Origin of the sequence: Pseudomonas sp. NPDC008258 (assembly GCF_042956345.1) — a bacterium.
Classification (GTDB): domain Bacteria; phylum Pseudomonadota; class Gammaproteobacteria; order Pseudomonadales; family Pseudomonadaceae; genus Aquipseudomonas.
In genome coordinates this window covers 39,558-58,523 of record NZ_JBIBGE010000026.1, presented here as the reverse complement: position 1 = coordinate 58,523, position 18,966 = coordinate 39,558, and the positions used below count along the sequence as shown (strand labels likewise).

Here is an 18,966-nt window from a genome sequence, read left to right as displayed (position 1 = left end):
TTATTGTTTTTGTTGGCGGTTTTTTTGGCGCGCAGGCGCCCCGGGCGGCCCATTCCGGCGGGCCGACGGTATAGCGGTTACGGCTTATGTGAATGCGGGGCGGCAACGCGCCGCCCCGCTTGGCTCAATGCTGGTGACAAGCGTCGTTGTGCACTGCGCGTTCGGCACCGCCAAGGATGTTGAACAGTACGTTCAACACCAGGGCACTGACCGTGGCCATGGCAATACCACTGTGGGTGATGGGTTCCATCCACTGTGGCATCTGGGCAAAGAACTCCGGCCGCACCACGGGGATCAACCCGAAGCCGACGCTCACCGCCACCAGCAACTGGTTGCGGCGGTCGCCGATGTCCGCCTCCTGAAGGATCTTGATTCCGGTGGCGGTGACCATGCCGAACATGGCAATGGATGCGCCGCCCAATACAGCGGGTGGAATCGAGGCAATCAGGAAGGCCGCCTTGGGCAGCAGGCTGAGCACAATCAGCAGTGCGCCAGCCACGATGGTGACAAAGCGGCAGCGCACCCCGGTCATCTGCACCAGGCCGATGTTCTGGGCGAACGAGGAGTGGGTGAAGGTGTTGAAGAAGCCGGCGATGAACGACGCACCGGCATCGCACAACAGGCCGCGCCGCAGCATCCCCGGGGTAACTTCGCGATCGGTCACCTTGCCCAGGGCCAGGAACATGCCCGTGGACTCGACGAAGATGATCACCACCACCAGGCACATGGACAGGATCGGCGCCAGGCTGAAGGTCGGCATGCCGAAGTGCAGTGGGGTTACCACTTGCACCCACGGCGCTTCGTTCAGACCGGTCAGGTCGACCATGCCGATGGAGCCGGCCAGGATGTAGCCCAGGCCCATGCCCACCAGTACCGACACGTTGACCCAGAAGCCGCGCATGAAGCGGTTGATCAACAGAATCACGGCCAGCACCAGGCTGGCCACCAGCAGGTAGATGGGCGCGCCGAAGTTTTCCGATGCTTCGCCACCACCTGCCCAGTTGACCGCCACCGGGAACAGCGACAGGCCAATAGAGGTGATCACCGTACCGGTGACCAGAGGCGGGAAGAAGCGTACGACCTTGGACATGAACGGCGCGATCAGCATGCCGAAGAACCCGGCAGCGATGGTCGCGCCGAAGATCCCCTGCAGGCCTACGCCGGGCATGCCGGCCATGGCCACCATGCTGCCGACGGCAGCAAAACTGGCACCCATCATCACCGGCATGCGGATGCCCACTGGGCCGATACCGAACGACTGGATAATGGTGGCGACGCCAGCGACCAGCAGGTCGGCGTTGATCAGGAAAGCGACTTCTTCACGGGACAACCCGGCAGCCTGGCCAATGATGAGCGGCACGGCGATGGCGCCACCGTACATCAGCAGGACGTGTTGCAGGCCAACCAGGATCAGTTGGAACAGGGGCAAGGGTTCGCGCGGCGGCGCAATGGGGATGTACGCCTTGCGTGACTCGGACATGCAGCACCTCGAGTTTTGTTTTTATTCTCGGATCCAAGCGGCAGGTTTCAGGCGGCAAGCTTCCATAAGAAGCTCAGGGTTCCCGCGGTGAAGCCTGGCGCTCGATGCTTGCTTGTTGCGTAACACATTGAACTTGAGGCCGGGGCTGCCGGCCTCTTCGCGGGCGCGCCCGCTCCCACAGGGAAAGTGGTTTCCCTTGGGGGGGCGGGTTGGCCTGCGAGGTGCTGTCAGTTGACCTGGGCGCCTTTGGCGATCCAGTCACCGACGAGCTTGCGCTCTTCGGTGGTCATCTGGGTGATGTTGCCCAGTGGCATGATCTGGCTGGCGACCGCTTGCGCCTGAATGCGCGCGGCCTGGGCCTGGATCTGCTGCGGGGTGTCGAACATCACGCCGGCAGGGGCGGCGCTGAACAGTGGGCTGGTCGGCTTGGACGAGTGGCACACGGTGCAGCGTTCCTGGATGACATTGTGGATCTTGTCGAAGTCACCACCCCCGGCCTGTGCGGCGGCCTGAGCCGGTGCTTCGGCAGGTGCAGCAGGTGCAGCAGCAGCCTTGGCGGCGTCTTCGGCGCGCTGCTCGGCAGCGGTCTTGCCACCTACAGCGGTAGCGGGCAGCGGCTGGTACTCGATCTTCGCTGCGGCTTGCTCCGGGCTTACAGCCATCGGTTTCGGACCGGTGACGTAGGCCAGGCAGATCATCGCCAGGGCACCGACCGGCAGGGTCCAGGCGTACTTGTTGCTGTCGTGGCGGGTGTTGAAGTAGTGGCGGATCAGAACCGCGGCCACTGCGATACCGGCCAGGATCAGCCAGTTGTACTGGCTACCGTAGGTGCTCGGGAAATGGTTGCTGATCATGATGAACAGCACCGGCAGGGTGAAGTAGTTGTTGTGACGCGAGCGCAGCAGGCCCTTGGCCGGCAGTACCGGGTCGGGCGTCTGGTTGTTCTCGATCGCCGCCACCAGCTGGCGCTGGGCCGGCATGATGATGCGGAACACGTTGCCGACCATGATGGTGCCGATGATCGCGCCGGTGTGCAGGTACGCACCACGGCCGCTGAACACCAGGCTGAAGCCCCAGCAGGCAGCAATGATCAGCACGAACAGCACACCACCGAGCAGCGCTGGCTTCTTGCCCAGGGGCGAGTCGCACAGGAAGTCATAGATGAACCAGCCAGCGATCAGCGAACCGATACCGATAGCCACGCCTTCGGCACCGCTCAGGGTGCTGCCAGGGGCCAGCAGGTACAGGGTCGGGTTCCAGTAGAACACCACGCACAGCAGGGCGATACCGGACATCCAGGTGAAGTAGGCTTCCCATTTGAACCAGTGCAGGTTCTCGGGCATTTTCGGGGGTGCGAGCTTGTATTTCTCCAGGTGGTAGATACCACCGCCGTGAATCGCCCAGAGATCACCCGACAACCCATCGCGCGGGTTGCTTCGGTTCAGGTGGTTCTCCAGCCAGACGAAGTAGAACGATGCACCGATCCAGGCGACACCGGTGATCATGTGAACCCAGCGAATGCTCAGGTTCAGCCATTCGTGAAGGTGTGCTTCCACAGTATGTACCTCTGCCGATCACCGTGAACGATGATCGACCTTTTCTTATTGGTGGGGATTGAGGATCAGCATCTGTTCCTCGGTGAAGTAATGCTCATCGCAGTTGTTGCCAGAACCACTGCGATCAACCACCAGGAAGTCATCCCGCTTTTCGATCGTCAGCACCGGGTGGTGCCAGACGCCGCGATGGTAATTGATGCCCTGCCTGCCATTACTGCGGAAGGCGCGGACCAAGCCTGATACAGGTGCATCGCCAACGGGCGCGACCACGATCAGAAAGGGGTTGCCGAGCAGCGGAATGAAAGCCTGGCTGCCCAGCGGATGGCGTTCCAGCATGCGTACGGTCAGCGGCATGTCCAGCGCGTCGGCGCGGAAGATGCTGATGATCGCCTTGTCTTCAGGCTCGGCGGTTTCGACCGTGGCGAGCTTGTGAAAGCGCATGGTCGAGCCGTTGTTGATCATGAAGTGGTCGCTGCCGTCGGTTTCGATCACGTCTCCGAATTGGGCGAAGGCTTCTTTGGTCAGGGGCTCGATCATCAGGGTGCGCATGCGGGTCTCTCTTATATGTTCGTTGTACTGAAAAAGGTTCGGCTGTTGCTTACAGCTGCAGCAGGCGGAACAGGGCGATCAGGTTGATCTGCGCCAGGGCTTCCTTGAACTCGGCATCCACATCGTTGTGGATGCGCTTTTCGAAGGAGGCGAGGATCTGGTGCCGGTTGCTGCCCTTCACCGCCATGATGAACGGGAACTGGAACTTGGCTTTGTAGGCGTCGTTCAGCTCGGTGAAGCGGGCGAACTCTTCGGCGGTGCATTGGTGAATGCCGGCGCCGGCCTGTTCGTTGGTGCTCGATTCGGTCAGTTCGCCCTGGACGGCAGCTTTGCCGGCCAGGTCCGGGTGGGCGTTGATCAGCGCCAGTTGGTCGGCGTGGTTGGCGCTGAGCAGGATGTCGCTCATGCGCTGGTGCAGCGCCTCGATTTCGTCCAGTTCGCCCAGTTGGCCCAGGTCATAGGCCTTTTCGGCCACCCACGGCGAGTGCTCGTAGATGTCGGCGAAGGCGTTGACGAAGGCGTCGCGGCCCAGGGCGGATGGCTTGAGGGTGTTGAAGGCGGTCATCAGGCGTTCTCTTTCTTGTACGGGTGGGTGGTGTGCCAGTGGCGGGCGATGTCTGCGCGACGGGCGAACCAGACCTGGTCATGGCTTTTTGCGTAATCGACAAAGCGCTTCAGTGCGGCCAGGCGTGCCGGGCGGCCAACCAGGCGGCAGTGCAGGCCGATGGAGAGCATTTTCGGCGCTTCGGCGCCTTCGGCGTACAGCACATCGAAGGCGTCCTTCAGGTACTGGAAGAACTGCTCACCGCAGTTGAACCCCTGCACCTGGGTGAAGCGCATGTCGTTGGTGTCCAGGGTGTACGGGATCACCAGGTGCGGCTTGCCGGTAGGGTTGTTCGGCTCCCAGTAGGGCAGGTCGTCATCGTAGGTGTCGCTGTCGTACAGGAACCCGCCTTCTTCCATGACCAGGCGGCGGGTGTTCGGGCCGGTGCGGCCGGTGTACCAGCCCACGGGGCGCTCGCCGGTGAGTTCGGTGAGGATGCGGATGGCTTCGAGCATGTGCTCGCGCTCCTGGGCCTCGTCCATGTTCTGGTAGTCGATCCAGCGGTAGCCGTGGCTGCAGATCTCGTGGCCGGCTTCGACCATGGCACGGATCACGTCAGGGTGGCGCTGGGCGGCCATGGCCACGGCGAACACGGTCAGTGGCACGCCGCTGTCCTTGAACAGCTTGAGCAGGCGCCACACGCCGGCACGGCTGCCGTATTCGTACAGCGACTCCATGCTCATGTTGCGCTGGCCCTGCAACGGCTGGGCAGCGACCATTTCGGACAGGAAGGCTTCGGACTCTTTGTCACCGTGCAGGATGTTGCGTTCGCCGCCTTCTTCGTAATTCAGAACGAAAGACAGCGCGATGCGAGCGTTGCCCGGCCATTGCGGGTGAGGAGGGTTGTTGCCGTAACCGATCAGGTCGCGAGGGTAGTCAGCGCTCACTGCAGTCTTCCTTCTTGTGCGTTTGTGCGGGTGGTGGGCGGGCCGCGTCGGGATGTCGCACCACCGGATGGGCTGATTGTATACAACTTCTGAAATCTTTTGTAAGCCTGTTTTTCCGCATTTCTTCCCTTTTGTCGCTTCGCGGCGACCGGGAAATACAGTGCAAGAAACCTGCCTGATTGGTCAGCTAATGACATTAGGGTCGTTACAGTGCCTGTATTTGCGACCGATGGGTCGTTTGCGGGCAAGAAACACCGGGTACGACGGATGGGTACAAAAAATTGTGTACAATTTTGCGATGAAATGTCTTAATGGCGCCATTCCCGCCTGCCGCAGGCCCTGCTTGGGTGCGCTGGCTGAGTATTTCTTGCCCACAGATTGAACAAGAGGCGACACGCAATGGGACGTTTGACCACACACGTACTGGATGCCGCGCATGGCTGCCCGGGCAGCTCGATCAAGGTCGAGTTGTACCGTGTCGAAGGCCAGCAGCTGGAGCTGGTGAACACCGCCCTGACCAACAGCGATGGCCGCGTCGACGCGCCGTTGCTGCAGGGTGACGATTACCGTTCCGGCGTTTACCAATTGCAGTTCAGCGCGGGTGATTACTACCGCGCCCGTGGCGTGCAACTGCCGGCCCAGGCGTTTCTGGATGTTGTAGTGCTGCGCTTTGGCATCGACGAGCAGCAGGAGCACTACCACGTGCCGCTGTTGATCTCGCCGTACAGCTATTCGACCTATCGTGGAAGCTAGTTGGTCGCTAGAAGAATCTTCGTAGGTCCTTTGGCCCGCTCTCACACTGGCGGGCTTTTTTTCGTCTGGATGTTTGTAGTCTCGGTACGGATGACTTGTTGTGTATGTCCCAGCGACTTGCCTGTCTTGAGCAACGCCTGATCTTCTGCGCCGGCAGCCAGTGCAGCTAATAAGTTAAAGCTTGTGCCGACTATTCGCGGTGCGCCTTGTTCTTTCATCCACTCTCGGCTGGCGAGTACATGGGCAGAGGTATTTGAGATGCTTCCGCTTCTGGTGCGCTCGGCAATATCGATATAGGCTTTAGCATGTTCGCTGGTCAGGGAGGCATCACCATGGCTGGCCAGGTTGCTGTTCACAGTGCCTAGCTTTTCAATGAAGGGCGTGCTGGAGGAGTGCTTGCTCGTGTAGTCTTTGATCAAGGCTCTTCCTCCATGGAAGCCTTGTTCGGATTGTGAACGTTGTGGGAATAGGGAGTTACCGGCAAGATCCCAGGTGTTGGTCACATTTTTTTTTATCCTGCTGAACAGGCCGGCCCTACCTGTCGGATCGCTCAGATTCACTGGGTCGCCCAAACAGTAAGTATATGAATTCAGTCCTCCTTCGCTGAAAGGACTCAGGTCGTCTCGACTGCAGAACCTCATGAGCGTCGGGTTGTACATGCGATGCCCGTTACCGAGCGGGTAAAGACCCGTGGCCGGATCTTGAAACTCGCCGTTGAAACCGACCTTGCAGTCGCGGTTTGCTTTATAACCATACGGAGTATACGACCATGCGTGTTGAGGTGTATGGCGCATCGGGTTTCCCTCAGTGCTTCTTGCTGATATTCACAGATGGCTTGTACCAAGCACCATTACACTAAGCACTTGGCAAAAATATCAGTTCTACCGGCTGACGCCTTCGGTCGCATCACGCCGGTACCACGAGACTTGTGCCAGCTTCACGTTTGGCGAATGCGGCCATGCTCTCCCTTTGAGTCGGTGGTTGCAAAAGCATCAGAAATGTGGGAGTTGGGTAAAGCAGCATGATTTGATTGACGCAATAACATGATTGCATTGGCACCGTCGGCTTGATCAAGGCCATGAGCCGAAAGCTGTTGTAAGATTGAGGTTCTGTTATTGTCTCGGCCAACGAGCTGGGTTGGGAATGTTGAGGATGGTGTCGGTACTGATGCTGGTTTCAATATTGTCTTTGGCTGCGAAGTTTGCACCGAGGTGGTCTGAGTAACGCGCATGCCCTTGTTTGAGTAATGTTCATCACGATGGTTGACGAGGTGATCTAACTCGCGCTTTTTATTCCATGCGGTTTCTGCTGCCGTTTTTGCGAATTCCCTGGGGAATTTACGCAGCGACGTTTTCAATGCGTTCAAAAATCCGTTTTTTCCACTCGGGTCTATGTAGTTTATTGGATCTCCCAGGCAGTACGCGTAGGTGTTTGGCCCCCCTTGCCCGAATGGGCTGTGGTCATCAGGCCTAATGAATCTCATCAACGTGGTACTGAACGATCTGAACCCGTTACCAAGTGCGTACAGGCCGGAAATCGGATCATGAAACTCGCCATTAAAACCGAGCAGATTCTTGCTGACCGTGCTGTGGCCATAAGGGGTGTACAGCCGTACAGGATTACCTTTCCGCATTGAGCTGCCTCCTGCGACTATTGATGCAATGTCTCGCATAGCTTGTATCAGGCCAGGGCACAATCGGCACCTGGCAAAAATATCAGGCTTAGGCGGTGATTCTAGAAGCAGTTTTGTGTCGTGAAAGGGGCGCGTAGCGACCTTGGAAATGACAAAAGGGCGCTGAGGCGCCCTGTGTTGGTGTGGGGGAGGTCTGGGGAACACAAACTTGGCAATAAAGATCGCGCACAGCACCCACAGGCTGGCGGAAATTTCCTTGTACTTACCTGTACCGGCCTTCAGCGCCACATAGCTGATGAAGCCCAGGGCAATACCGTTGATACCGTCGGCGACGGAGGAGGTAAGCGGCATCATGATGACTGTGACAATCGCCGGAATGCTGTCGGTGGCTTCGTCCCAGTGAATATGCGCCATGCTGCCCATCATCAGCATCGCCACATAGATCAGCGCGCCGGCAGTCGCGTAGGCAGGAATCATCCGGGCCAGCGGTGCACAGAACATTGCCGCGATGAACAGCAGCCCAACCACCGCCGCTGTCACGGGCAGCGAGCTACATATCCGTTGGCTAAAGGAAAGGCCCGTCACCCGTGTTGACGCTCTCCATAGGATGCCAGCAGGCTTTGGCCAAGAGCGCTTCGGTCGAATGGTGTATGGGAAGGCCGAAAGAGTGCCTTCTGCACTGGTTTGTCGCCCGCTATCGCTGCTACGTTACCTGCGAAATATTTATCATGCCGTTTAAAGTCCAATGCTTGGCAAAATTATTGTGATTGTGCTCAATATAGGGGTGCTCAAGGGCGCGATTGCAAAATTCGGCGAAAATATAACAAAGGAAAGTCGTCAACCTGAACGTCGAAGATCCGCTGCAGCTCGTCTTGCTACGATAATTTCTCTTTCTTCATAGTATTGTTGGGACAAATGTGTATCTATGTTGAAACGCTGGGTTAGAGATTTTCTTGGTTTGTCAAGATTTGTTGCATTGTATTGCAGTGCTCTACTCCCCTGAGTACGGATCTGTACTGCATGGGATGTCGGTTCGCGGCTCGCCGTGTATATGGCTCGCGAAGTATTCTTTGCTAGGTAATGGTCCTGAGGTACCATTGGAACACGGGTGGTAAAGAAAATATGCTCCTCACTTCCTAGCCTGAGGGCATAAGTCCTTGAGTATTGCTCCGTTTTTTTGTATAGGTCCTTGGATGCTAACCGTAGGTTGTTAAATGATTGTTGATCAAGACGCTTAAACACCGGGTCAAAGAACTCGGGTGATGGATCTTTGAGGAGAGTGTTGAACAGGTCTTGTTGGTAGGCGGTCCGTTCTAGTGCACGGTACAGGGAGGCGCGTGGCGGGTTGGATAAAATCATCGCATCACTGAGGGGCTTGATAGGCCATCGGCCGCTTGGATCACTGTAATTGATTGGATCTCCCGAGCAATAGGCGTAAGTGTTCAGCCCACCTTTGCCGAAAGGGCTGTGGCTGTCGGGTGAGGCAAGGCGCATTGAACGAGGCAGGTACAAGCGATGGCCGTTACCAAGTAGATAACCTTCCAGCTCCGGCCATAGCCACTGGTCATTAAACCCTGAGTGGTGAGAGCCTGAACCACGAGCGTGGGTATAACCGTAGGGCGTGTAGCTGGTAATGTTTTGCTCGTGATTGCTGTAATCCGCAATAGCGGAACCTGCCTGGTCGGTCCCAAGGATTGTCGCGTTGGGCTCTGCTTTATTGGGATATTTTACTGCTGATGCACAGGCGTTGGTGCGAAAAATAATGTTAGCGCCACTGTCAGTTTTGAGAGTATGCAGTTTTGAGCCGCTATAGAAGAAGCGCTCCATGTCGTAACTCCGATGCGTGTATGAAATCTCAGAGGTTGAGTCGACTTCTTTACAAGCTCCTTTATACTCAGTGGCTGAATGCCTTTCACCTGGCAAATTTATCAGGTAGGCGCGGTAAGCCCACCACGGCAGTGGATAGAACACAGGGCGCCGAGGCGCCCCGCTAGGGTAGCGTTGTCAGAGGAACACAAACTTGGCAATAAAGATCGCGCACAGCACCCACAGGCTGGCAGAGATCTCCTTGTATTTGCCAGTACCTGCCTTCAACGCCACATAGCTGATGAAGCCCAGGGCAATACCATCGGCAACCGAGAAGGTTAGCGGCATCATGATCACCGTGACAATCGCCGGAATGCTGTCGGTGGCTTCGTCCCAGTGGATGTGTGCCATGCTGCCCATCATCAGCATCGCCACATAGATCAGCGCGCCGGCGGTCGCGTAGGCAGGAATCATCCCGGCCAGCGGTGCAAAGAACATCGCCGCAACGAATAGCAGGCCAACCACCACCGCTGTCAGGCCAGTACGACCACCGGCAGCAACACCGGCAGCACTTTCTACATAGCTGGTCACTGGCGGCACACCCACCACCGCACCAAACACGCTCGAAGCACTGTCAGCCTTCAACGCCCGCGACAGGTTCTCGATACGCCCATCCGGCGCCACCAGGTTGGCCCGCTGCGCCACGCCCATCAACGTGCCAGCGGTGTCGAACATGTGCACGAACAGGAACGCCAGCACCACGCTGATCATGCTGACGTTGAACACGCCAGCCACATCCATGGCCATCCAGGTCGGTGCCAGGCTTGGCGGCATCGACATCACCCCGCCAAACTTGACCAGCCCCAGGCCCCAGCCGGCCAGGGTAACGCCGATGATGCTGATCAGGATGGCGCCAAACACCCGCTTGTAGCTGAGGATGGCAATCAGCAAGAAGCACACCGCTGCCAGCAGCGGCCCCGGCTCATGCAGCGAGCCCAGCTTGATCAGGGTGGCGGGGCTGTCGACGATGATGCCTGCCGTTTTCAGGCCGATCAGCCCGAGAAACAATCCGACGCCGGCCCCCATGGCATGGCGCAGGCTGACGGGGATGCTGTTGAGCAACCATTCGCGCACTTTCGACAAGGTCAGGAACATGAACAGCACGCCCGAGACGAACACCGCCCCCAGCGCCGTTTCCCAGTTGTAGCCCATGGTGCCGACCACGGTGTAGGTGAAGAACGCGTTAAGCCCCATGCCCGGCGCCAGGCCCACCGGCCAGTTGGCGTACAGGCCCATCAGCAGGCAACCCAGCGCGGCGGCGATGCAGGTGGCGACGAAGGCGGCACCATGGTCGATGCCGGCGTCGGCCATGATGTTGGGGTTGACGAAGATGATGTAGGCCATGGTGATGAAGGTGGTCACCCCGGCGATCAGCTCGGTTCTGACGGTGCTGCCGTGTTGCTTGAGTTTGAAAATCCGCTCCAGCCAGCTCGTTTCGAGCGGTGGGGCAAGATCCAGCGTAGGGGCTTCGGATTTGCGGCTTTCCACAGCGAGTACTCCTCAAGTCTTTCTTGTTGTTATGGAGCCATTCCTGAGCAATGCACTTGGCGGCTCCGTGAGGGAAGGCAGACGTCTGACCGGTTTGTTGACTCATGGGTCAAGAAGTTGCTCGATGGATTATGCTTTTGTGTACAAAGAATGCAAATAATGTTTTATGTTTTGTGTGCGCAATGCGTCGTACAACGGCTATATAGGTAAAACGCCCCCTGCGGAATCGCCTCAGCCTGTGTACAATGGCGCCATACTTTCTCTTCGTGCCTCGAGAGCCCATGAACGAACAGCTGCAACCTCTGAAAAAACCTGCACGTGTCGGCAAGGCCGGCCGCAGCGGTACCCAGGACGACATCGTCTACGCGCATATTTTCGAGGCGATCCTCGAGCAGCGTCTGGCACCGGGCACCAAGTTGAGCGAGGAAGCGCTGGGCGAAATCTTTGGCGTCAGCCGCACCATCATCCGCCGCGCCTTGTCGCGCCTGGCCCACGAAAGCGTGGTGCTGCTGCGGCCGAACCGCGGTGCGGTGGTGGCCAGCCCGACGGTGGAAGAAGCGCGCCAGGTGTTCTTCTCGCGGCGCATGGTGGAGCGGGCCATTACCGAACTGGCCGTGCAGCACGCCACCCTGGATCAGCTGAATGAGCTGCGGCAGATGGTGCGCGAGGAGCGCGACAGCTTCTCGCGTGGCGACCGTGGCGCCGGCATTCGCCTTTCCGGCGAGTTCCACCTCAAGCTGGCCGAGGCAGCGGGCAATGCACCGCTGGTGAGCTTCCAGCGCAGCCTGGTGTCGCAAACCTCGCTGATCATTGCCCAGTACGAAACCGGCACCCGCTCGCATTGCTCGTATGACGAGCACATGCAGCTGATCGATGCCATCGAGGCGCGTGATGCCGAGCAGGCGGTAAGCCTGATGATGCACCACATGGACCACATCGACAGCAAGCTGAACCTGGACGAGGAAAGCGCCTCGGACGACCTGCATGCAGTGTTCTCGCATTTGCTGAAAAAGCCCAAGGCTTCCGCCAAGGGTTGATCGTTTGCCTGGGTGATCGAAGGGCAAGCGCTTAAGCCAGGCCTTGGGCAGACTCTGTGGGAGCGGGCGTGCCCGCGAACACGGGCAACGCCCGTGCCATCCACCGCGGTGCTTGCTTCGCGGGCACGCCCGCTCCCACAGAGACCATTGCCATTCCTCGCCATTAGCCAAAGGTCTGCTAAATTCTTGTGGGCAAACCTTCATCAAGCAGTTGGGCTTGCGCATCCATTGCGTTCCACTACTTGTTGAGGAAAGGTCCATGACCATGTCTCTGGGTAAACGAATGGGTGCCGAGCTGATCGGCACCTTCTGGTTAGTGCTTGGCGGCTGTGGCAGTGCAGTACTCGCAGCCAGTTCTCCTGTAGGCATCGGCGTTCTCGGTGTCGCTTTCGCCTTCGGCCTCACGGTGCTGACCATGGCCTTCGCCATCGGCCATATCTCTGGCTGTCACCTCAACCCTGCCGTGTCGTTCGGCCTGGTGGTGGGCGGGCGATTCCCGGCCAAAGAGCTGTTGCCCTACGTGATCGCACAAGTGACTGGCGCCATCCTGGCTGCGGGTGTGATCTATCTCATCGCCAGCGGCAAGGCCGGTTTCGAATTGTCTTCGGGGCTGGCTTCGAACGGGTACGCCGACCATTCCCCCGGCGGCTACACGCTGGGGGCGGGCTTTATCAGTGAAGTGGTGATGACCGCCATGTTCCTGGTGGTGATCATGGGCGCCACGGACTCCCGTGCGCCGGCAGGCTTTGCACCCATCGCCATAGGCTTGGCCCTGACCCTGATCCACCTGATCTCCATTCCGGTGACCAATACCTCGGTCAACCCCGCGCGTAGCACGGGGCCGGCCTTGTTCGTCGGTGGCTGGGCCCTGCAACAGCTGTGGCTGTTCTGGGTGGCGCCGCTGATTGGGGCGGCAATCGGCGGCGCACTGTACCGGGGGCTTGCCAAAGAACCTTAGCGCTGGTGCACGCAGCGCCCGGCAGCGTAGGTTTCACGCACGGTGCGGTCATCGCCCAGGGTGGTGAGCACGAACAGGGTCTCTTCGATGCTGTTGGATTGCTGAATCCGGTAGTCCAGCAGCGGCGTGGCCTTGTAGTCCAGCACCACGAAGTCGGCATCGTTGCCGGGGCGCAGGCTGCCGATGCGGTCGTCCAGGCGCAGCGCACGGGCACCGCCCAGGGTCGCCAGGTACAGTGACTTGTACGGGTGCAGGCGCGCGCCTTGCAGTTGCATCACCTTGTACGCTTCGTTCAGCGTATTGAGCAGCGAGAAGCTGGTACCGGCACCCACATCGGTGCCCAGGCCAACATTGACCTTGAAGCGCTCCGCTTGCGGCAGGTTGAACAGGCCGCTGCCGAGGAACAGGTTGGAGGTAGGGCAGAAGGCCACCGCCGAGCCGGTTTCAGCCAGGCGCTGGCATTCTTCGTCGCACAGGTGCACGCCGTGGGCGAACACCGAGCGCTCGCCCAGCAGCTCGAAGTGGTCGTAGACGTCCAGGTAGCCCTTCTGCTCGGGGAACAGCGACTTGACCCAGTCGATTTCCTTGAGGTTTTCCGACAGGTGCGTGTGCATGTACACGCCTGGGTGTTCCTTCAGCAGTTGCCCGGCCAGGGTCAATTGCTCCGGTGTGCTGGTTGGCGCAAAGCGTGGGGTGACCGCATAGTGCAGGCGGCCCTTGCCGTGCCAGCGCTCGATCAGCGCCTTGCTTTCGGCATAGCCGGATTCCGCGGTGTCGGTCAGGTAGTCCGGGGCGTTGCGGTCCATCATCACCTTGCCGGCGATCAGGCGCAGGTCCAGGCGCTCGGCCTCTTCGAACAGGGCATTGACCGATTCCGGGTGCACGCTGCCGAACACCAGCGCGGTGGTGGTGCCGTTGCGCAGCAGTTCCTTGAGGAAGATCTTCGCTACCTGGTCGGCGTGGTCTTTGTCGGCGAACTGCTTTTCACACGGGAAGGTGTAGGTGTTCAGCCAGTCCAGTAGTTGCTCGCCGTAGGAGCCGATCATGCCGGTCTGTGGGAAATGAATATGGGTATCGATAAAGCCCGGGGTGATCAGCGCGTCCTGGTAGTGCTCCACCGGGATGTCGGCGGCCAGTGTCGGCAGCAGGTCGCCGGCATGGCCAATGGCGCTGATGCGGCCATCGTCGACTACCAGCAGGCCGTCTTCAAAGTACTCATGGGATGCCTCCAGGCCCACCTCGGCCGGGTCGGCGATGCTGTGCAGGATGGCGGCACGGTAGGCTTTGCGGGTAACGGTCATAACACACTCGTCAAATGGCTTGGCTGCGCCGGGAGGGCGGCAGCAACTGGGCAATGGGGCCGGCATTGGCGGCAGCGTCGTGCTGGCCGAAGCAGGCGTTGTAGGTGGCGATGATTTCGCCGGCAATGGACACGGCGATTTCGATGGGTAGCTTGCCCTTCACCTCTGGCAGGCCCATCGGGCAGCGCATGCGCGCCAGCACGGCATCGTCGTAGCCACGCTCGCGCAGGCGGTGCTCGAACTTGACCCGTTTGGTTTTCGAGCCGATCAGGCCGAACCAGGTGAAGTCGTTGCGCTTGAGAATGGCGGCGGTCAGTTCCAGGTCGAGCTGGTGGTTGTGGGTCATGACGATGCAGTAGCAGCCTGGTGGCAGCTCTGAGACTTCGTCGACCGGCTCCTCACTGACGACCTTGGTCACCCCGTTGGGGATGAGTTCGGGGAATTCCTGTTCACGCGAGTCGATCCAGCGTACCCGGCAGGGCAGCGCGGCGAGCAAGGGTACCAGAGCCCGGCCGACATGGCCCGCGCCGAACACGGCGATCTGCGCCTGTACCGCAGCCATGGGTTCGAACAGCAGCACGGTGACGCCACCGCAGCACTGGCCCAGGCTGGCGCCGAGGCTGAAGCGCTCCAGGTGCGGTGTGGTGCGCTGCTCTTCGAGCATTTGCCGGGCGATGTGCAGGGCCTTGTATTCCAGGTGGCCGCCGCCGATGGTGTCGAACAGGGCGCTGGCGCTGACGACCATCTTCGAGCCGGCGTTGCGCGGGGTCGAGCCGCGCTCTTCGATGATGGTCACCAGTACGCAGGCTTCGCCGCGGGACTGGTGGTCGGCGAGGGCGTTGATCCATTGGTGCATGATGCAACCTCTCTATGTCGCGCCGCAGATCCTGTGGGAGCGGGCGTGCCCGCGAAGAGGGCAGTTAAGCCACCATCGCATTCGCGGGCATGCCCGCTCCCACAGGGCTCCTCACTGTCAGTGGGTGACGGTTTCCAGTTCCTGTTCGGCAGGTTGCGCGGCAGCCACCGCCTTGCGCATCTGCTCACAGCCCCACAGCACCCGCTCCGGTGTTGCCGGTGCGTCAATGTTCGGCTGCACCCGGTAATCGGCAATGCTCGCCACGGCGTCCTTGATCGCACACCAGGCGGCGATGCCAAGCATGAACGGTGGCTCGCCCACGGCCTTGGAATGGAACACGGTGTCTTCCGGGTTCTTGCGGTTTTCCACCAGCTTTACCCGCAAATCCAGCGGCATGTCGGCTACCGCCGGGATCTTGTAGCTGGCCGGGCCGTTGGTCATCAGCTTGCCCTTGGCGTTCCACACCAACTCTTCGGTGGTCAGCCAGCCCATGCCCTGGATGAAGCCGCCCTCCACCTGGCCGATGTCGATGGCCGGGTTCAGCGAATCGCCCACGTCGTGCAGGATGTCGGCGCGCAGCATCTTGTATTCGCCGGTCAGGCTATCGACGATCACTTCCACGCAGGCGGCGCCAAAGGCGAAGTAGTAGAACGGCCGGCCACGCGCCTGGCTACGGTCGTAGTAGATTTTTGGCGTGCGGTAGAAGCCGGTGCTGGACAGCGACACCTGGGCGAAGTAAGCCAGCTGCACCAGTTGCTCGAAGCTGACGATCTGGTCGCGCACGCGTACATGGCCATTGCGGAACTCGACGTCTTCCTCGGTGACGTTGTAGTGCCGTGCGGCGAACTCGGTGAGGCGTTTCTTGAGGATTTCAGCAGCGTTCTGCGCCGCCTTGCCGTTCAGGTCGGCGCCGCTGGAAGCAGCGGTCGGCGAAGTGTTGGGCACCTTGTCGGTGTTGGTGGCGGTGATCTGGATACGGCTGAAATCGACCTGGAACACCTCGGCCACCACCTGCGCCACCTTGGTATTCAGGCCTTGGCCCATCTCGGTGCCGCCGTGGTTCAGGTGGATGCTGCCGTCGGTATAGATGTGGATCAGCGCACCGGCCTGGTTGAGGAAGGTGGCGGTGAACGAGATGCCGAACTTGACCGGCGTCAGCGCCAGGCCCTTTTTCAGTACCGGGCTGTTGGCATTGAAGCGGCGGATCGACTCACGGCGCTCGGCATAGTCGCTGCTGGTTTCCAGGTCGGCGGTCATCTCTTCGAGCATGTTGTGCTCGACGGTCTGGTAGTAGTGGGTGACGTTACGCTCGGTCTTGCCGTAGTAGTTGGCCTTGCGCACGGCCAGCGGGTCGCGGCCCAGGTGACGGGCGATATGGTCCATGACCTGCTCGATGGCAACCATGCCCTGCGGGCCGCCAAAGCCGCGGTAAGCCGTGTTGGAAGCGGTGTTGGTCTTGCAGCGGTGGCCGTGCACGGTGGCATCGCCAAGGTAGTAGGCGTTGTCGGAGTGGAACATGGCGCGGTCGACGATCGAGCCGGACAGGTCGGGGGAGTAACCGCAGTTGCCGGCCAGGTCGAAGTTGATGCCGTGCAGGCGACCGTTGTCGTCAAAGCCCACGTCATACTCGACGTAGAACGGGTGGCGCTTGCCGGTCATGGTCATGTCTTCGACCCGTGGCAGGCGCATCTTGGTCGGTTGGCCAGTCAGGCGTGCCACCACTGCGCACAGGCATGCCGGGCTGGCGGCCTGGGTTTCCTTGCCGCCAAAACCGCCACCCATGCGGCGCATGTCCAGCACCACCTTGTTCATCGGCACGTCGAGCACTTCGGCGACCAGTTTCTGCACTTCGGTAGGGTTCTGCGTAGAGCAGTAGACGATCATGCCGCCGTCTTCGGTGGGCATCACCGAGGAAATCTGCGTTTCCAGGTAGAAGTGTTCCTGGCCGCCGATATGCAGGGTGCCTTGAATACGGTGCGGGGCGCCCGCCAGGGCCGTCGCGGAATCACCGCGCTGGTGGGTGTGGCTGTCGAGCACGAAGTGTTTCTTGCGCAGCGCATCGACTACATCCAGCACCGGTTCCAGGTCTTCATATTCCACAATGGCGGCCATGGCCGCACGGCGGGCGGTTTCCAGGTCGCGGGCCGCGACGGCAAGCACCGGCTGGCCGAAGAACTCGACCTTGTCGATGGCCAGCAGCGGGTCGCCGGCCACCACCGGGCCGATGTCTTTCAGGCCGGGGATGTCTTCATGGGTGATGGCGATGCGCACACCCTCGAAGGCATAGCAGGGCGTGGTGTCGATGCGCAGGATGCGCGCATGGGCGCGGTCGGCGGTGCGCGCATACACGTGCAACTGGTTGGGGAATTCCAGGCGGTCGTCAATATACTGCGCCTCGCCGGATACATGCTTGTCGGCACTGTCGTGCTTGACGCTGCGGCCAACCCCGGTGGTCAGGCCCTGGCTGAACAGTTCGGCCATCTCGGCCTGGCTTTTGGCTACGTGATGGTTAGACATAAGCGGTCACCCGGGTTTCGATATACGGCGTTTGCTGTTCGATGAAGTATTTGCGCAGCAGGTTCTGCGCAGTCAGCAGGCGGTATTCCTTGCTGGCGCGGAAGTCGCTGAGCGGGGTGAAATCTTCGGCCAGGGCCTGGCAGGCGCGCTCGATGGCAGCCTGGTTCCACGGCTTGCCGCGCAATGCGGCTTCACAGGCGCGGGCGCGTTTGGGGATGGCCGCCATGCCGCCGAATGCAATGCGCACACCGCTGACCACGCCGTCTTCGATGCTGAGGTTGAAAGCCGCGCACACGGCGGAAATGTCGTCGTCCAGGCGCTTGGACACTTTGTAGGCGCGGAACGCCCAGTCGTGGGTAGCGCGCGGCACGATGATCTTCTCGATGAACTCGCTGTCCTGGCGGGCAGTGATGCGGTAGTCGATGAAGTAGTCCTCCAGCGCCATGGTGCGCTGACGCTCGCCTTGGCGCAGGACGATTTGCGCGTCCAGGGCAATCAGCAGGGGTGGCGAGTCACCGATGGGCGAAGCGTTGCCGATGTTCCCGCCCAGGGTGCCCTGGTTGCGGATTTGCAGCGAGGCAAAACGGTGCAGCAGGTCGCCGAAGTCCGGGTATTCCTCGTGAAGTGCGCCGTAGCAGTCGGTGAGCGGGGTGGCAGCGCCGATTTCCAGGTGGCTGGCGGTTTTCTCGATGCGCTTGAGTTCGGCCACGTGGCCGACATAGATCATCACCGGCAGGGTCTTGTGGAACTGGGTGACTTCCAGGGCCAGGTCGGTGCCGCCGGCCAGCAGGCGGGCTTCGGGGTGCGAGCTGTACAGGTCGGCCAGGTCGGCCACGGTCAGCGGCACCAGGCAGCGTTTGTCGCCGCTGTTCAGCTCGCCGGTCTGGGTTGGGGCAATGGCCTTCAGGCGGCTGATGGTTTGCGTTTGTTGGGCATCGAACTGGTCGCGGCAGGGCTGGCGGCAGCTTTGCTCGGCGGCGTCGAGGATCGGCCGGTAGCCCGTGCAGCGGCACAGGTTGCCGGCCAGGGCTTCCTGGGCCTGGTGCAGGTCAGGGCCGCTGCTGTTCTTTTGCAGGGCGAACAGCGACATCACGAAGCCGGGGGTGCAGAAGCCGCATTGCGAGCCATGGCAATCGGCCATGGCCTGTTGCACGCTGTGCAGCTGACCTTGGTGCTTGAGGCCTTCGACACTGATCAGTTGCTTGCCGTGCAGCGACGAGACAAACGTCAGGCATGAGTTGAGGCTGCGATAACGCAGGCTGTCGTTGCCCTGTTCGTCCTGGGTCAGTTCGCCGACCACCACGGTGCAGGCGCCGCAGTCACCACTGGCGCAGCCCTCCTTGGTGCCAGGTTTGCCCAGGTGCTCGCGCAGGTACTGCAGCACCGTCATGTTCGGGTCCAGGGCGTGCTCACTGCGCAACTCCTGGTTGACAAGAAACTGGATCACGGGGATAGCCTCGCAATGGTTTTATTGTTGTTGG

The 18,966-nt window shown here is 60.3% G+C and carries 16 protein-coding genes and 1 pseudogene; 3 read left to right on the top strand and 14 right to left on the bottom strand.

From position 1 onward, the window contains the following. Positions 1-124 precede the first annotated feature (124 nt). The 5 genes from ACFY9W_RS20380 to puuE all read right to left on the bottom strand — a co-directional run bounded on the left by ACFY9W_RS20380 (position 125) and on the right by puuE (position 5,076). Complete coding sequence (locus ACFY9W_RS20380) at positions 125-1,480, bottom strand: solute carrier family 23 protein (RefSeq protein ID WP_391133741.1); 1,356 nt, start codon at positions 1,478-1,480, stop codon at positions 125-127. 227 nt (positions 1,481-1,707) lie between these two features. Then, the gene (locus ACFY9W_RS20375; protein WP_391133738.1) at positions 1,708-3,036 is read right to left on the bottom strand and encodes a urate hydroxylase PuuD; all 1,329 of its coding nucleotides are present in this window, start codon (positions 3,034-3,036) and stop codon (positions 1,708-1,710) included. Positions 3,037-3,081: 45 nt separating this feature from the next. Next, positions 3,082-3,585: an ureidoglycolate lyase gene (locus tag ACFY9W_RS20370; protein ID WP_016488365.1), complete on the bottom strand. Its 504-nt coding sequence runs from the start codon at positions 3,583-3,585 to the stop codon at positions 3,082-3,084. 49 nt (positions 3,586-3,634) lie between these two features. Beyond that, entirely contained in the window at positions 3,635-4,150 is a 516-nt protein-coding gene (uraD, locus tag ACFY9W_RS20365; RefSeq protein WP_391133735.1) for a 2-oxo-4-hydroxy-4-carboxy-5-ureidoimidazoline decarboxylase, read from the bottom strand. Next, positions 4,150-5,076, bottom strand: a complete 927-nt coding sequence (gene puuE / locus ACFY9W_RS20360; RefSeq protein WP_027592956.1) for an allantoinase PuuE — start codon at positions 5,074-5,076, stop codon at positions 4,150-4,152. Before puuE ends, uraD begins: the two co-directional genes overlap by 1 nt. Before the next feature lie 399 nt (positions 5,077-5,475). Here puuE and uraH point away from each other — a divergent pair, with 399 nt between their 5' ends. Then, positions 5,476-5,829 (top strand): hydroxyisourate hydrolase, encoded by a 354-nt coding sequence (gene uraH, locus ACFY9W_RS20355; protein WP_016711727.1) that lies wholly within the window; start codon positions 5,476-5,478, stop codon positions 5,827-5,829. A gap of 41 nt (positions 5,830-5,870) precedes the next feature. Here uraH and ACFY9W_RS20350 read toward each other — a convergent pair whose 3' ends face one another. The 5 genes and pseudogenes from ACFY9W_RS20350 to ACFY9W_RS20330 form a co-directional block, all read right to left on the bottom strand. Further along, on the bottom strand, positions 5,871-6,623 hold the full coding sequence (locus tag ACFY9W_RS20350; protein WP_391133732.1) for an RHS repeat-associated core domain-containing protein: 753 nt from the start codon (positions 6,621-6,623) through the stop codon (positions 5,871-5,873). A 143-nt stretch (positions 6,624-6,766) separates the two neighbouring features. Continuing rightward, positions 6,767-7,666, bottom strand: coding sequence for an RHS repeat-associated core domain-containing protein (locus tag ACFY9W_RS20345; protein WP_391133832.1), 900 nt, complete (start codon positions 7,664-7,666; stop codon positions 6,767-6,769). Continuing rightward, positions 7,661-8,002, bottom strand: a pseudogene (locus ACFY9W_RS20340) (NCS2 family permease); the annotation flags it as partial. The gene ACFY9W_RS20345 and the pseudogene ACFY9W_RS20340, both read right to left, overlap by 6 nt. Positions 8,003-8,299: 297 nt before the next feature. Then, entirely contained in the window at positions 8,300-9,289 is a 990-nt protein-coding gene (locus tag ACFY9W_RS20335) for an RHS repeat-associated core domain-containing protein (protein WP_391133729.1), read from the bottom strand. A gap of 177 nt (positions 9,290-9,466) precedes the next feature. Beyond that, the gene (locus ACFY9W_RS20330; protein ID WP_054881410.1) at positions 9,467-10,816 is read right to left on the bottom strand and encodes an NCS2 family permease; all 1,350 of its coding nucleotides are present in this window, start codon (positions 10,814-10,816) and stop codon (positions 9,467-9,469) included. 281 nt (positions 10,817-11,097) lie between these two features. Here ACFY9W_RS20330 and ACFY9W_RS20325 point away from each other — a divergent pair, with 281 nt between their 5' ends. Both ACFY9W_RS20325 and aqpZ read left to right on the top strand, forming a co-directional pair. After that, entirely contained in the window at positions 11,098-11,853 is a 756-nt protein-coding gene (locus ACFY9W_RS20325) for a GntR family transcriptional regulator (RefSeq protein WP_300031195.1), read from the top strand. 259 nt (positions 11,854-12,112) lie between these two features. Continuing rightward, entirely contained in the window at positions 12,113-12,811 is a 699-nt protein-coding gene (gene aqpZ, locus ACFY9W_RS20320) for an aquaporin Z (RefSeq protein WP_391133726.1), read from the top strand. Here the strand turns inward: aqpZ and guaD are convergent. The 4 genes from guaD to xdhA all read right to left on the bottom strand — a co-directional run bounded on the left by guaD (position 12,808) and on the right by xdhA (position 18,932). After that, a complete protein-coding gene (guaD, locus tag ACFY9W_RS20315; protein WP_391133723.1) occupies positions 12,808-14,112 on the bottom strand; it encodes a guanine deaminase in 1,305 nt (434 codons plus the stop codon). The genes aqpZ and guaD overlap by 4 nt on opposite strands. 10 nt (positions 14,113-14,122) lie before the next feature. Continuing rightward, positions 14,123-14,968, bottom strand: a complete 846-nt coding sequence (gene xdhC, locus ACFY9W_RS20310) for a xanthine dehydrogenase accessory protein XdhC (protein ID WP_391133720.1) — start codon at positions 14,966-14,968, stop codon at positions 14,123-14,125. Positions 14,969-15,085: 117 nt separating this feature from the next. Then, entirely contained in the window at positions 15,086-17,485 is a 2,400-nt protein-coding gene (gene xdhB / locus ACFY9W_RS20305; RefSeq protein ID WP_391133716.1) for a xanthine dehydrogenase molybdopterin binding subunit, read from the bottom strand. After that, positions 17,478-18,932, bottom strand: a complete 1,455-nt coding sequence (gene xdhA, locus ACFY9W_RS20300; RefSeq protein WP_391133713.1) for a xanthine dehydrogenase small subunit — start codon at positions 18,930-18,932, stop codon at positions 17,478-17,480. Before xdhA ends, xdhB begins: the two co-directional genes overlap by 8 nt. Between the last annotated feature and the right edge of the window lie 34 nt (positions 18,933-18,966).

Coding starts and splice junctions, on each gene's coding strand:
- xdhB (WP_391133716.1), bottom strand. CDS start 17,485: ATGTCTAACCATCACGTAGCCAAAAGCCAGGCCGAGATGGCCGAACTG.
- ACFY9W_RS20380 (WP_391133741.1), bottom strand. CDS start 1,480: ATGTCCGAGTCACGCAAGGCGTACATCCCCATTGCGCCGCCGCGCGAA.
- xdhC (WP_391133720.1), bottom strand. CDS start 14,968: ATGCACCAATGGATCAACGCCCTCGCCGACCACCAGTCCCGCGGCGAA.
- ACFY9W_RS20325 (WP_300031195.1), top strand. CDS start 11,098: ATGAACGAACAGCTGCAACCTCTGAAAAAACCTGCACGTGTCGGCAAG.
- aqpZ (WP_391133726.1), top strand. CDS start 12,113: ATGACCATGTCTCTGGGTAAACGAATGGGTGCCGAGCTGATCGGCACC.
- uraH (WP_016711727.1), top strand. CDS start 5,476: ATGGGACGTTTGACCACACACGTACTGGATGCCGCGCATGGCTGCCCG.
- ACFY9W_RS20370 (WP_016488365.1), bottom strand. CDS start 3,585: ATGCGCACCCTGATGATCGAGCCCCTGACCAAAGAAGCCTTCGCCCAA.
- ACFY9W_RS20350 (WP_391133732.1), bottom strand. CDS start 6,623: ATGCGCCATACACCTCAACACGCATGGTCGTATACTCCGTATGGTTAT.
- uraD (WP_391133735.1), bottom strand. CDS start 4,150: ATGACCGCCTTCAACACCCTCAAGCCATCCGCCCTGGGCCGCGACGCC.
- guaD (WP_391133723.1), bottom strand. CDS start 14,112: ATGACCGTTACCCGCAAAGCCTACCGTGCCGCCATCCTGCACAGCATC.
- ACFY9W_RS20335 (WP_391133729.1), bottom strand. CDS start 9,289: ATGGAGCGCTTCTTCTATAGCGGCTCAAAACTGCATACTCTCAAAACT.